Source organism: Stenotrophomonas sp. ZAC14D2_NAIMI4_6, from assembly GCF_003086875.1.
GTDB lineage: Bacteria > Pseudomonadota > Gammaproteobacteria > Xanthomonadales > Xanthomonadaceae > Stenotrophomonas.
The window spans coordinates 3,111,326-3,124,845 of record NZ_CP025996.1 but is presented as its reverse complement, the minus strand read 5'-3'; the positions used below and the strand labels follow the sequence as shown (position 1 = coordinate 3,124,845).

Sequence of the window (13,520 nt, the reverse complement as noted above, 5' to 3'; positions counted from 1 at the left end):
GGCCGTGCCGCACCGATGCGGCACTTCTTTTTTCCACGCCCTTTCGATCGACAGAGGATCCCATGCCGACCGAACCCGCTACCGCGCTGATCACCAGCGATATCGTAGGCCTTGGCCTGATTGCTGCCACCCTGGCCCTGATCTTCTGGGCCGCCAGTGGCCCCACCCCGTTGCTGAAGAAGATCTTCGCCTGGGTGCCGGCCCTGCTGCTGTGCTACTTCATTCCGGCCATCTACAACACCGTTGGGCTGATCGATGGCCACAACACGGCCCTGTACAACCCGGTCGCCCGCGACGTGCTGCTGCCGGCGGCGCTGGTGCTGCTGACGCTGTCGATCGACCTGAAAGGCATCGCCAAGCTCGGCCCGAAGCTGATCCTGGTGTTCTGCGCCGGTACGGCAGGCATCATGCTCGGTGCCATCGTGTCGTTCCAGGTGATGAAGTTCATCCATCCGGAAACCGTGGCCGGCGATACCTGGGCGGGCATGGCCGCGCTGGCGGGCAGCTGGATCGGTGGCGGCGCCAACATGGTGGCCATGCGCGAGATCTTCGGCACCGACGCCACCACCTTCGGCCAGTTCGCCGTGGTCGATGTGGCCTGCGCCAGCCTGTGGATGGCCATCCTGCTGTTCCTGGCCAACCGCGCACAGCAGATCGACACCCGCAGCGGTGCCGATACCCGCGCCATCGATGAAATGAAGGCGCGTATCAGCGCCTATGAAGCGCAGAATTCGCGCATTCCCACCCTCACCGACCTGATGGTGATCGTCGGCGTGGCGCTGGGCGGGGTGGGGCTGGCACATGCCATTGCCGCGCAGCTGGCCGCCTGGTTCAAGGCCAACGTCGGCTGGTCCAGCCAGTTCAGCCTGGACAGCCAGTTCGTGTGGGTGGTGCTGCTGTCCACCGCCTTCGGCCTGGGCCTGAGCTTCACCCGCGCACGGCGCCTGGAATCGGCCGGTGCATCGCGCCTGGGCACCGTGTTCCTGTACTTCCTGATTGCCTGCATCGGCATGCAGATGGACCTGCTGTCGCTGCTGGATCGCCCCTGGCTGTTCGTCCTGGGCCTGATCTGGATGGCCACCCACGTGCTGGTGCTGTGGATCGTGGCACGCCTGGTGCGCGCACCGCTGTTCTTCTTTGGTGTCGGCTCGATGGGCAACATTGGCGCGGCCGCATCGGCGCCGGTGGTGGCCGCTGCGTTCCATCCGTCGCTGGCGCCGGTGGGCGTGCTGCTGGGAACGGTGGGCTATGCCACCGGCACCGGCCTGGCCTACGTCACCGGCTTGATCCTGAAGGCGATGGCCGGCGCGTAACCGGCCGGGGGAATGCGCAGGCCGCGCCTGACGCATTCCCCGGCAACCGCACGAATTGTGCGGTGCATACCGGAACCGATCCGGTGCGCTCCGTACCGTGGGCACTTCCGCTGGCAGCCGCCAGCCTGTGCCCAGGTATGACCATGACGAAAGAACGGATGTTTCGTGCGGCAGTACTGACCCTGGTGCTTGCCGCTGGCAGCGCCTTCGCGCAGTCGCCTTTGACACCGCAGCGCGCTGACGTACAGGCGATCACCGAAAGCAGCGCGCGCGAGGTTGCCGCGTTGCTGGCCCAGCCGGGGTTTGCCGCCAGTGCGCGCGCTGCCCTGCAGTCGGAGCCGGAGCAGGGAGTCGCCCTGCAGCAGGTGATGGCCCGCTTCGATCCGCAGGCACGCACCCGCGCCAGCACGCTACTGGCCACGCAGGACCAGCAGGTGCGCCAGCGCAAGGGCCTGGTCCAGCAGGGGCCGGGGCTGCTGCAGCTGCGGGCGTTCGTGCCTGCAGGTGCCTCGCTGGCTGCGGTCGCACCGGAGCGGTTGTGGGTGGCCAGCCTGCCACGTGGTAACGACCGCGACTGGACCACGTTGACCGCCTACGACGCGCAGGGCCGCGCGCACCTGCTCGATGCCCGGCACGCGCCGGATGTGCCCGTGCTGATCGTGGACGTGGATACCCGCCGTGCAGTGAAGGAGGGCATGGCCCTGGTCAATGCGGGTCTGCGCGCGCGCGGGCTGCAGTCGCCCGAACGCATCACCCTGTCGGCCGACGGCGCCAGCGCTTCGTTGGACATCACCCGCCTGGACCGTATTCGTCTGAATGACGATCAGGAGCCGTGGGCGCTGGGCGCGGCCGAAGTGTTCGCGGTCGTGTCAGGCCTGCAGGTCGACGCCACCGAACCGGAAATGATGACAGTGGACATGCCGTGGCTGGACCATGACCAGACCGACTACACGCCCCAACAGCCGTTGGTGATCTGGGGCAACTACCGCTTCAACGCGGCCAATGTGCAGCTGTTTGAAGACGATGGCGATACCAACTACCAGGAGCTGCTGGTCGCTCTGGCCACCGGCGTGAAGACGGCGCTGGGCGCGTTCGCTCCCGAGTACGCGGTGATTGCCGATATCGCCGGGGCGATCCTCAAGGCCATGCCGACATCGTGGTTTGCCAACGACATCGATTACCTGGACAGCATCTACCTGCTGCAGCGCGGTCAGGGCTACACCGACCGGATGGGCGCGGCGAACAACGCCAAGGTCACCCTCACGCCCATCACCCTGGTGGACTAGGCCAGCAGGGCTTGCAGCCCTGCACCCGCTGTAGAGTCGAGCCATGCTCGACTGAAGCAACGGCAACAGCGGACATTCCGTGGGATGGCGGGGTGGGGCCGGTTGCGGGGGACGCCGTGAATCCGTCCATGGAGGCTCGGTCGCGCGGCTTTAGGTGGGTGCCGACCGTTGGTCGGCACATCTGTCAGATATCGATAAACAAAATGGGGTCAGATCCGTTTCCTTCGGAAAACGGATCTGACCCCGCGTGTGTCCCGCCGTCACCGGCAATCTGTCGAAGGTGGGGCGGTGTCGGATTGCGGGGTGTCCGCGGCATGGATGCCGCGGCCAAGCCTACATGGACGTACTTGCGGCGTCCCCGCAATCCGACACCGCCCCGCCAAACAAACAGAAACCCAGAGCCGACGCTCTTGCAGTTGCAGTTGCTCCGGCTTCTGCGGGCGCCGGGCTGCAAGCCCGGCACCCACACAGCACCTCAGCAGCAGCGTCCGCCGTTGCGGCCGCCGTATCGCGCTTCCTGTCGCTCGCGGAAGAACGTCTTGTAGTCCATCGGCTCCTGATCCGGATGCTTTTCCAGCATGTGCCGGACGTAGTTGTCGTAATCAGGAATGCCACAGCACAGGCGCGCGGTCTGCACCAGGCGCCGCCAGATGCGGCGGTGCGCCTGGTACTGGCCTACCGGAACCAGTTGGGTACTCATTACAGATCCACCATTTCGTGCGGCTTCAGCGCCACGTACGGGGTCTCGCGGTCGGTCCGCTGCGGGTTGCGACGGGCAGCCAGGATGGTCTTGATCGCATACACCAGCACCGAGGCCACCACCAGCAGGAACAGCGCAGTCAGGCCGGTGTTGACGTAAGCGTTCACCACGATCTGCTGCATCTGCGCCACGCTCTTGGCCGGTGCGGTGATGGTGTCACTGGCAATGGCGGCCTGGAACTTGTGCGCCTGGGCCAGGAAACCCTGCGCCGGGTTGCTGTCGAAGATCTTGATGAAGCCTGCATACGTGGTGCAGATCAGCAGCCACACGGCCGGCACGGCGGTCACCCACGCGTAGCGGTCACGCTTCATCTTGAACAGCACCACCGTGCCCAGCATCAGCGCGATACCGGCCAGCATCTGGTTGGAAATGCCGAACAGCGGCCACAGCGTCTGGATGCCACCGAACGGATCGACCACGCCGGTGTACAGCAGGTAGCCCCACAGCGCCACGCAGCCGGCCGTGCCGATGATGTTGGCCGTCCACGATTCGGTCTTCTTCAGGGCCGGCACGAAGTTGCCCAGCAGGTCCTGCAGCATGAAGCGACCGGCACGGGTGCCGGCATCCACGGCGGTCAGGATGAACAGCGCTTCGAACAGGATCGCGAAGTGGTACCAGAACGCCATCATCGCGTCGCTGCTGCTGGGAATGGCCTCGTGCAGGATCTGCGCGATGCCCACCGCCAGCGTGGGCGCACCACCGGCGCGGTGCAGGATGGTCGGTTCACCGATCGCCGCCGCTGTGGCATTCAACTGTTCCGGGGTGATGGTGAAGCCCCAGGTGTTGGTGATGTAGTGCGCGGCCGACACGGCGTCGGCACCGATCACCGCTGCCGGGCTGTTCATGGCGAAGTAGATGCCCGGATCGATGATCGAGGCAGCCACCAGCGCCATCACCGCCACGAACGATTCCATCAGCATGCCGCCGTAGCCGATGTAGCGCATGTGCGCTTCATTGGCCAGCAGCTTGGGCGTGGTGCCCGAGGAAATCAGCGCATGGAAACCGGACACCGCGCCGCAGGCGATGGTGATGAACAGGAACGGGAACATGCCGCCCTTCCACACCGGACCGTCACCGCTGGCGGCGAACTGGGTCAGTGCCGGCATCTTCAGTTCCGGCATCACCACCACGATACCGATGGCCAGGGCGATGATCGTGCCGATCTTCAGGAAGGTCGACAGGTAATCGCGCGGGGCCAGCAGCAGCCACACCGGCAGTACCGATGCGACGAAACCGTAGCCGATCAGCATCCAGGTGATCTGGGTACCGGTGAAGGTGAACGCCGGGCCCCAGACCGGGTCGGCCGCCACCTTGCCGCCGAACCAGATCGCGGCCAGCAGCAGGATCAGGCCCACCACGGAAATCTCACCGATCTTGCCCGGCCGGATGTAGCGCATGTACACGCCCATCAGGATCGCGATGGGCATCGTGGCGATCACCGTGAACATGCCCCACGGGCTTTCCGCCAGCGCCTTCACCACCACCATGGCCAGCACCGCCAGGATGATGATCATGATCAGGAAGGCGCCGAACAGGGCGATGGTGCCGGGCACCTGGCCCATTTCCTCGCGCACCAGGTCACCCAGCGAACGGCCGTTGCGGCGGCTGGACAGGAACAGGACCATGAAGTCCTGCACTGCGCCGGCCAGCACCACGCCCACCACCAGCCACAGCAGGCCGGGCAGGTAGCCCATCTGCGCGGCCAGCACCGGGCCCACCAGCGGGCCGGCGCCGGCAATGGCGGCGAAGTGGTGGCCGAACAGCACGTGTTTGTTGGTCGGAACGTAATCCAGACCGTCGTTGTTGATCACCGCCGGGGTGGCCCGGGTCGGATCGAGCTGCATCACCTTGTTGGCGATGAACAGGCTGTAGTAGCGATAGGCGACCAGATACAGCGATACCGCGGCCACCACGATCCACAGTGCGTTGATGTGTTCGCCGCGGCGCAGGGCGACGGTGCCCAGACAGAACGCGCCGAGCAGGGCCAGTGCGGCCCAGCCCAGTTTGGAAAACCCTTTCATGAGGTGCTCTCTCCCGGAAAGACAGTGAAAGAGTCCCGCGTGCCCTTGGCAGGGTCAATGTCCACGGGAGCCTTCTTCGGTAGTACTTTGGTCGAACACAACGCAGGCGATGCCGCGTGGCGGACATGACGCGCGGCAAACACCAGCAATGGAACAATCGGTTGCGGCGCCATCCATTGGCCCGCCGCGCTGCAGCGTCCATCTTCATGGGCATCCATCCCACAGGAGTTGCCATGAGTCTTCCCGAGCCGGTGCGCGTGCTGCGCACGATCCGTGGCATGCCCACGTCCGATGGCGCCGGTGTGCGCCTGACCCGGGTCATCGGTGGCCCCTCGCTGCCGGATCTGGACCCCTTCCTGCTGCTGGATGAATTCGGCACCGACCGCGCCGAGGACTACATCGCCGGCTTCCCGGAGCATCCGCATCGGGGCTTCGAGACCGTCACCTACATGCTGGACGGGCGCATGCGGCATCGCGACAACCACGGCAACGAAGGCCTGCTGACCCCGGGCAGCGTGCAGTGGATGACCGCCGGCCGCGGCCTGGTGCATTCGGAAATGCCCGAGCAGGAAAGCGGGCAGATGCGTGGCTTCCAGCTGTGGGTGAACCTGCCGGCGCGGGACAAGATGACCGACCCGAAGTACCAGGAGTTCGCGCCCGAGCGCATTCCGGTGGTGCAGCCGGCCGACGGCGTGCAGGTGAAGGTGATCGCCGGTACGGTCGATGGCACTGCAGGGCCGATCGCGCAGCCGGCCACCGATCCGGTCTATCTGGATATCACCCTGGCGCCGGATCGCGCCTGGACGTACACGCTGCCGGAAGGCCACAACGCCTTCGCCTATGTGTTCGAAGGTGCGCTGACCGTGGGCGAGCAGGATGCGGCGCGCGATGTGGCGCGGCAGGAACTGGCCGTGCTGGGCGGTGGCGAGCAGCTGCACGTGTCGGCCGGCGCCGAGGGCGCGCGGTTGATCCTGGTGGCGGGCCGTCCGCTGCGCGAGCCGGTCATGCGCCACGGGCCGTTCGTGATGAACACCCGGCAGGAACTGATGCAGGCTTTCGTCGATTTCCAGGAAGGCCGCTTCTGAGCGGTAGCGCCGGGTCCCACCCGGCGTTTTTTCCCGCGCCCACGCAACGCAGTTCACCGGGCATGGCCCGGCGCTAGCGATGGGTCGGGCGGGATGGCGGGGAGGCTGCCAGGCAGTCATCCCCGCGCTCATTCAGCGGCCGTCGGCCACGGCAGTGGGGTTCAGGCTCATGCCCTGCGCCAGCTGCTGCAGGCTGCCCATTTCCTGGGTGCTGCCCGGGTACAGGGCGATCTGCGCGTAGCGGCCCTTGTCCAGCTTGACCACGCTGATGCGGCGCTCGGCATAGCCGGGCGGCTGCTGGCCGCCCAGGTCGGGCTTGTACCAGTACATCGATTCGCCGCCGAAGCTGCCCTTTTCCTCGCGCAGCGAGCGGCTGAGCGGAATGTTGGGATCGCGTTGGCTCAGCATCAGGCTCAGCACCTCGCGGCCGTCGGCGGTGCTGGCGCGGCAGATCAGGAAATCGCTCTGCACCTGCTGCTGCCACTGCAGGCCACTGCTGGCTGGCAGCGTAGGACAGTCAACCGGCGCCTGTGCGGCGGCGTTGGCCGCGGCAAACAACAGGCTCGACAACAGAACAGGCACGAACTTCATGCATTCCCCCAAGGTGGTGTGGCCTAGAGTCCCCGCCGATGGCACCGGCGGCGCGGGCATCCCATCCCCGGATGCCGACGTTCCCGGCACGTGCACGGGAGGTCAAGCCGACCTTAACGGAACGTGAGCGATCGCACAAATTGCGGTTGCAAATGTAACCATTGCGGCCGGGTGACGGCCGCAATGGACGCGGCGGAGATCACCGGTCGCTGCCGACCCACTTGTAGATCATCCCGCCAATCACGCCGCCCAGCAGCGGCGCCACCCAGAACAGCCACAACTGGCCGGTAGCCCCACTGCCGGCGAAGAAGGCCACGGCGGTCGATCGGGCCGGGTTCACCGAGGTGTTGGTCACCGGAATGCTGATCAGATGGATCAGGGTCAGGGCCAGGCCGATGGCCAGCGGCGCAAAGCCAGCCGGCGCCTTGCCGTGCGTGCTGCCCATGATCACCACCAGGAACACCGCGGTCAGCACCACTTCGCACAGGAAGGCGGCCGCCACGCTGTAGCCGCCCGGCGACAGTGCGCCGTACCCATTGCTGGCGAACGCGCCGGCCTGGCTGCCATCGATGGCAAAGCCGCTGGCACCTGAAGCAATCTGCAGCAGGATGAAGCCCGCCAGCAGGCCACCGACGCACTGGGCCAGGATGTACGGCAGCAGATCGCGGGCCGGGAAGCGGCCACCGGCCCAAAGGCCGACGCTGACGGCCGGATTGAAATGCGCGCCCGACACATGGCCGAACGCATAGGCACCGGTGACCACGGTCAGGCCGAAGGCCAGCGCCACGCCCAGGAAACCGATACCCAGCGGATTGCCGTCGCCGCCGAACTTGGCGGCCAGTACCGCGCTGCCACAGCCGCCCAACACCAGCCAGAACGTGCCGAGGAATTCGGCGGCCAAGCGCTTTCCCATGCCCATGACGTGCACTCCATTGTGGCGCGCGGATGCGTGCGGTCGCATTGAAGTGGGCGGCCGGTGATGAACATGTGTACAGCCCGTAGAGTCGAGCTTGCTCGACTGTGGCTGAGTAGAGTCGAGCGTGCTCGACTGCCGTCAATACTGCGGCAGCGGAATGAATTCCTTGTCGTCACCCGGGATCGTGCCGAAGCGACCGGCTTCCCAATCGTGCTTGGCCTGTTCGATGCGTTCCTTGGAACTGGACACGAAGTTCCACCACAGGTGGCGCGGCCCATCCAGCGGCTCGCCGCCGAACAGCATCGCCTTCACCGGCGTCTTTGCGCGCAGGCGGCCGATGGCACCGGCTTCGGGAATGACCAGGTGCTGGGCGGGAATGTCCACGCCATCCAGCTGGGCCTGGCCTTCCAGGATGTACAGCGCACGTTCGTGGTGGCCATTGTCGATGTCGATCTCGGCATCGGGGTCCAGGTCGATGGCCACGTTCAGGGTATCGGCGAAGACCTTCACCGGCGATTCCTCGCCGTAGGCGCGGCCGGCGATCACCCGCAGCCAGACGCCGTTGCGGCGCTGCTCGGGCAGGGTGGCGGCGGCGTGGTGGTAGAACGCCGGTTCGATTTCCTCATGCGACTTGGGCAGCGCCACCCAGGTCTGCATGCCATGGATCGGGTTGTCGTGGCCGCGATCCGGCGGCGGCGTGCGCTCGGAATGGGCGATGCCACGGCCGGCGGTCATCCAGTTCACATCGCCAGGGCGGATCACCTGGTCCGAGCCCAGCGTATCGCGGTGGCCGATGGCGCCGGACCACAGGTAGGTCACCGTGGCCAGGCCGATATGCGGGTGCGGGCGCACGTCGATGGCGGTGCCGGGGTGCATGATGGCCGGGCCCATCTGGTCGACGAACACGAACGAACCGATGCTGCGGGCCTGCAGCGTGGGCACGGCGCGGCGCACTTCCAGGCCGCCGATGTCGTGGACGCGCGGGGCGATGATGGTGGTCATGCGGGCGTTCTCGCTGGCAGGAATCAAGGGCGCCAGCATGGCACGCCGTGGTGACGGCGACATGCCCCATGCGGGTAACAGCCTGTTCCGCAGCGTCGAGCTTGCTCGACGGGGTTCCCGCCAACGGCGCAGCCCCTCGTGGCTGGGCGGTGCGAATTTCGTGTTGGGCCGGGGCGGGTTGGGGGCGCGGGACACGCCGTGAATACGTCCCTGGAGGCTCGTAGGCGCCATCCATGGCGCCTGCGGTCCCGCGCCCCCAACCCGCCCCGGCCCTGACGGTTTCCGTGCGCGTCAGCCACGGAAAAGAAAAAAGAAAATCAAATTCAAACGCCGGTCGCTTCGCTCCTGGTGGCCCCCAAGGTAGCCACCCACCAGTTCGTAGTGATCCCAAATGAAGTGGCTGTTTACCCACCGTCGCCGGGAAACTGTCAGGGGTGGGGCGGTGTGGGCTGGCAGGACCGCAGGCGCCATGGGCCCGAGGCATGCCTCGGGCGGGTTGGGCAGGACGCCCAACCCCGGTCTTGCCGTGTGCGCAGGATTGCGCACACGAGCAAGGCGCCTACGAGCCTCCAGGGATGGATTTACGGCGTGTCCTGCCAGCCCACACCGCCCCGCCCAGCAAATAGAAAAGCCAGAGCCGGCTGTTGCTCCGGCTCTGGCTTCGGCTGTTGCTGTTGCCTCTGCGGGTGCCGGGCCGCAGGCCCGGCCGACCAACTCACACCACCGGTTCGCGCAGGGCGGGGTTGTCCCAGCCCGGGCGCGGGGCGAAGCGGTCGCCGTGGCGCTGCTGCAACGCCTTCAGACGCTCGACGATCACATCGGCACCCACCGCGCGGATGTGCTGGATCGGGCCGCCACGGAACGGGGCGAAACCGGTGCCGAAGATCACACCCGCATCCAGCAGGTCCGCATCGGCCACCACGCCTTCGTGCAGGCAGGCCACCGCCTCGTTCAACAGCGGCAGGATCAGGCGGTCTTCCAGATCGGTCGGGGCCTGGTAGTTGCTGGCCACGTCCGGCTTCTTCGGCTTGCCGTTTTCCCAGGTATAAATGCCCTGGCCGTCCTTCTTGCCGCGCTTGTCCGGTTCCACCGTCTGCAGCGCCGCCGGAATCTGCAGGCCCAGGAACGGGGCCAGTTCACGGCCCACGCCGGCAGCCACGTCCAGGCCCACGGTATCGATCAGCTCGATCGGCCCCATCGGCATGCCGAACTTCACGGCCGCCTTGTCGATCACCGGGCCCGGAATGCCTTCGGCATAGGCGGTGGCCGCTTCCAGCATGTACGGGAACAGCACGCGGTTGACCAGGAAGCCCGGGCTGCCGGCCACCGGCACCGGGAACTTGCCCAGCGCCTTGCAGAACGCGGCCAGGCGGCGCTCCGTCTCCGGCGCCATCCCGTCGTGGTGGATGATTTCCACCAGCGGCATCTGCGCCACCGGGTTGAAGTAGTGCAGGCCGGCAAACTGCGCCGGGCGCTGGATGTGGTCGCGCAGTTCCACCAACGGAATCGACGAGGTGTTGGTGGTCAGCAGGGCGTCCAGCTTCATCTTCGGTTCCAGCGTCTGGTACAGCGCACGCTTGGCCTCGGGGTTCTCGATGATGGCCTCGATCACCAGGTCGGCTTCGGCCACGCCGTTGCCCTCCAGGTCGGCACGCAGTCGCGCGGCCACCGCCGGGCGCTTGCTCTCATCGCGCACCTTCTTGGCAAACAATGCCTGGGCGCGCTCCATGGCCGGGTCGATGAAGCGCTGCTCGCGGTCCTGCAGGGTCACTTCGAAGCCCTTGTAGGCGGCCCAGGCGGCAATGTCGCCACCCATCACGCCAGCACCGACCACGTGCACGTGGCGGATGCCGGAATCACCGCTGCCCAGGCCCTTCAGGCGCTCGGTCAGGAAGAAGATGCGGATCAGGTTGCGCGCGGTCGGCGTGCTGGCCAGCTTCACCACCGCGCGGCGCTCGGCATCCAGGCGTGCCTGGATCGGCTTGCCGCCGCTGCGCTGCCAGGTGCTGATCAGTGCGTACGGCGCCGGGTACTGGTCCTTCTTCGCCTTGCGCGCCACCTGCTTGACCATCTGCGGTGCCAGCAGGGTGCGCGCCAGCCAGGTATTGGTCGCCCATGCGGTCGCGCGCTGCTTGAACGGCCGGGTGGTGCCGGACAGCGCCAGCGCCACGGCGGTATCGAGCACCACGGCCGGTGCCACCACCTTGTCGACCAGGCCGATGCCACGCGCGGCCGAGGCCGACAGGGTGCGCCCGGTCAGCATCAGGTCCATCGCCGCCGGCGCACCCACCAGATGCGGCAGTCGCGCGCTGCCGCCCCAGCCCGGGAAGATGCCCAGCTGGGTTTCCGGCAGGCCGATGCGGGTGCTGCTGTCATTGGAGGCCACCCGGTAGCGGCAGGCCAGCGCCAGTTCGGTACCGCCGCCCAGGCAGTGGCCATGGATGGCCGCCACGGTGGGGCAGGGCAGCTCGGCCAGCTTCTGGTAGGTGGACTGGCCGCGGCGGATGGCATCGTTCACGGTGCCGCGGCGGTCGAATTCCTGGAACTCCTTCAGGTCGGCACCGGCAATGAAGCCGGCCTTCTTCGCCGACTGGATCACCACGCCCTTGGGCGGGTCCAGGGCGATGCGTTCGAGCAGGTCGCCCAGTTCCAGCAGCACGTCCTGCGACATCGCGTTGACGCTGGTGTCCTGACGATCCAGGGTAAGGACCACCACGCCGTCTTCACGGATTTCGGGGTGCCAGTGGCTGAAGCGGAGCCCATCGAAGCCTGAGAGCATGGACGTTCCATCCGGTTGTGTATGGAGAAGCGGCTATGATCCAGAGGTTGTTTCCCCCGCGTCAAATCCCAATAGGAGGGGTAGGCGACCCCGGATCCATGGCCGTGGAACCGGACGCTAGCGGAACGGTGGTTAAAAGCTGGTGCGGCGCCGGGTGATCGGCGACTGAACTTTTCCCGGGATTGGCAGTCTCATTGCCCGACGTCGGTTGGGCTGACAGGAGTGCGGCCCCTCATGGCCGAGGTTGAAACACCACAGGAGCTGGATCTGGAACTGGTCCGGCGCGTGCAGCACGGCGAGAGCGCCGCGTTCGATGTCCTGGTGCGCAAGTACCAGCATCGCGTGGTGGCCCTTGTCGGTCGCTACATCGCCGACTGGAGCGAATGTCAGGACGTGGCCCAGGACACTTTCATGCGCGCCTATCGCGCCATTGGAAGCTTCCGCGGCGACGCCCAGTTCTCAACCTGGTTGCATCGGATCGCCGTGAACACTGCCAAAAACTACCTGGCTTCACACAATCGACGCCCGCCCACCGATGACATCGACATCGGTGATGCCGAGCAGTTCGACAGCGGCACCCGTCTGCGCGACACCGACACGCCCGAACGCGAGTTGATGCGCCAGGAACTGGAACAGACGGTGATGAAGGCCGTCAACGCGCTGCCGGAAGAACTCCGGTCGGCGATCACCCTGCGCGAGGTGGAAGGCCTGAGCTACGAGGAAATCGCGCAGAAGATGGGGTGCCCGATCGGCACCGTGCGTTCGCGGATCTTCCGGGCGCGCGAGGCGATCGACACTGAACTCCGGCCGCTGCTGGACATCGGCAGCGCCACCCGCGAGAAGAGCCGCGTATGACCAGTAACCCGTTGAACGAATCGCAGAACCATCAATCCCCAGCCGGGCAACGCCTGGACCAGCGCCACCGCGAACAGCTGTCGGCCCTGGTCGATGGCGAGCTGGGCGCCGACGAGGCGCGCTTCCTGCTGCGCCGCATGGAACATGATCCGGAACTGGCCGGCTGCCAGGAACGCTGGCAGCTGCTGGGCGATGTGATGCGTGGCCAGGCCTCGCTGCTGGCCCCGGCCGGTTTCAGTGAACGCGTGGCCGCGGCGATTGCCGCCGAACCCGCGCCGGTGGCTGAACCGCGCCGGCAGGTGCGTCGCACGGGCTGGCGTGCCTGGGGCGGCGGTGCCGCACTGGCAGCCTCGGTGGCCGCCGTGGCCCTGTTCATGGGCGGCGAAAAGCTGCAGCCCCCCGCACCCGGCGAAGCCCCGGCCCCGCAGGTGGTGGCCAGCCAGGCCGAACTGGCGCCGGCTGCCGCGCCGGTAACCGAAGCGTCGGTGGACAGCGCCGCGATGGCCGTAGCTGCTGTGCCGGCGGTGGCCATGGCCGCCAGCCGCCGCCAGGATGCCCGCCGCGCCAGTGCCACCCGCAGCCAGCAGGCCGCGCGCGTGGCCCAGCGTGACGAGGCGCCGCAGCGCGCCGTGGCCACGGCCGCGGTGCCGCTGGCGCCGTCGGTGCCCACCGCCAACACCCGCCATCTGCCCTTCGGCGATGTCGGCAGCCTGCAGGCACGGCCCTGGCCGAAGTCCAGCCTGGCCCCGGCCGGCGGCAGCGCCCTCAATGCCAGCTTCCCGGCCGCGTCCGGTGGCGCCGCGTTCTATCCCTTCGAGCCGCGCCTGCAGGACGATCTGCCGGCGCCGCCCCGCCCGCGCGACTGACCTGGAGCGCGCCGGTCCACGCCCCGCCGCTGGCGGGGCGCCTCTC

Annotated in this window: 11 protein-coding genes; 5 read left to right on the top strand and 6 right to left on the bottom strand. The window is 67.2% G+C overall.

From position 1 onward, the window contains the following. Positions 1–62: 62 nt before the first annotated feature. Together C1933_RS14490 and C1933_RS14485 are read left to right on the top strand one after the other, a co-directional pair. On the top strand, positions 63–1,313 hold the full coding sequence (locus C1933_RS14490) for a DUF819 family protein (RefSeq protein ID WP_108753812.1): 1,251 nt from the start codon (positions 63–65) through the stop codon (positions 1,311–1,313). Positions 1,314–1,456: 143 nt separating this feature from the next. Next, positions 1,457–2,599 (top strand): DUF3103 family protein, encoded by a 1,143-nt coding sequence (locus tag C1933_RS14485; RefSeq protein ID WP_159094002.1) that lies wholly within the window; start codon positions 1,457–1,459, stop codon positions 2,597–2,599. A 475-nt stretch (positions 2,600–3,074) separates the two neighbouring features. Here C1933_RS14485 and C1933_RS14480 read toward each other — a convergent pair whose 3' ends face one another. Further along, positions 3,075–3,299, bottom strand: a complete 225-nt coding sequence (locus C1933_RS14480) for a CstA-like transporter-associated (seleno)protein (protein WP_049467479.1) — start codon at positions 3,297–3,299, stop codon at positions 3,075–3,077. Further along, positions 3,299–5,380, bottom strand: a complete 2,082-nt coding sequence (locus C1933_RS14475) for a carbon starvation CstA family protein (RefSeq protein ID WP_108753810.1) — start codon at positions 5,378–5,380, stop codon at positions 3,299–3,301. The genes C1933_RS14480 and C1933_RS14475 overlap by 1 nt, the downstream gene beginning before the upstream one ends. 233 nt (positions 5,381–5,613) lie before the next feature. On the opposite strand from C1933_RS14475, the gene C1933_RS14465 reads away from it, so the two are divergent. Then, positions 5,614–6,465, top strand: a complete 852-nt coding sequence (locus C1933_RS14465) for a pirin family protein (RefSeq protein WP_108753808.1) — start codon at positions 5,614–5,616, stop codon at positions 6,463–6,465. Between the two features lie 132 nt (positions 6,466–6,597). On the opposite strand, the gene C1933_RS14460 is transcribed toward C1933_RS14465, so the two are convergent. The 4 genes from C1933_RS14460 to C1933_RS14445 all read right to left on the bottom strand — a co-directional run bounded on the left by C1933_RS14460 (position 6,598) and on the right by C1933_RS14445 (position 11,753). Further along, the gene (locus tag C1933_RS14460; protein WP_108753807.1) at positions 6,598–7,056 is read right to left on the bottom strand and encodes a hypothetical protein; all 459 of its coding nucleotides are present in this window, start codon (positions 7,054–7,056) and stop codon (positions 6,598–6,600) included. Positions 7,057–7,255: 199 nt separating this feature from the next. Further along, complete coding sequence (gene aqpZ / locus C1933_RS14455) at positions 7,256–7,975, bottom strand: aquaporin Z (protein ID WP_108753806.1); 720 nt, start codon at positions 7,973–7,975, stop codon at positions 7,256–7,258. 135 nt (positions 7,976–8,110) lie between these two features. Continuing rightward, complete coding sequence (locus C1933_RS14450) at positions 8,111–8,974, bottom strand: pirin family protein (protein ID WP_108754852.1); 864 nt, start codon at positions 8,972–8,974, stop codon at positions 8,111–8,113. Positions 8,975–9,689: 715 nt separating this feature from the next. Beyond that, positions 9,690–11,753, bottom strand: coding sequence for a 3-hydroxyacyl-CoA dehydrogenase NAD-binding domain-containing protein (locus C1933_RS14445; RefSeq protein WP_108753805.1), 2,064 nt, complete (start codon positions 11,751–11,753; stop codon positions 9,690–9,692). Between the two features lie 234 nt (positions 11,754–11,987). Here C1933_RS14445 and rpoE point away from each other — a divergent pair, with 234 nt between their 5' ends. Both rpoE and C1933_RS14435 read left to right on the top strand, forming a co-directional pair. Then, positions 11,988–12,608, top strand: a complete 621-nt coding sequence (gene rpoE / locus C1933_RS14440; RefSeq protein ID WP_108750715.1) for an RNA polymerase sigma factor RpoE — start codon at positions 11,988–11,990, stop codon at positions 12,606–12,608. Then, positions 12,605–13,474, top strand: a complete 870-nt coding sequence (locus C1933_RS14435) for a sigma-E factor negative regulatory protein (RefSeq protein WP_108753804.1) — start codon at positions 12,605–12,607, stop codon at positions 13,472–13,474. The genes rpoE and C1933_RS14435 overlap by 4 nt, the downstream gene beginning before the upstream one ends. Positions 13,475–13,520: the final 46 nt, after the last annotated feature.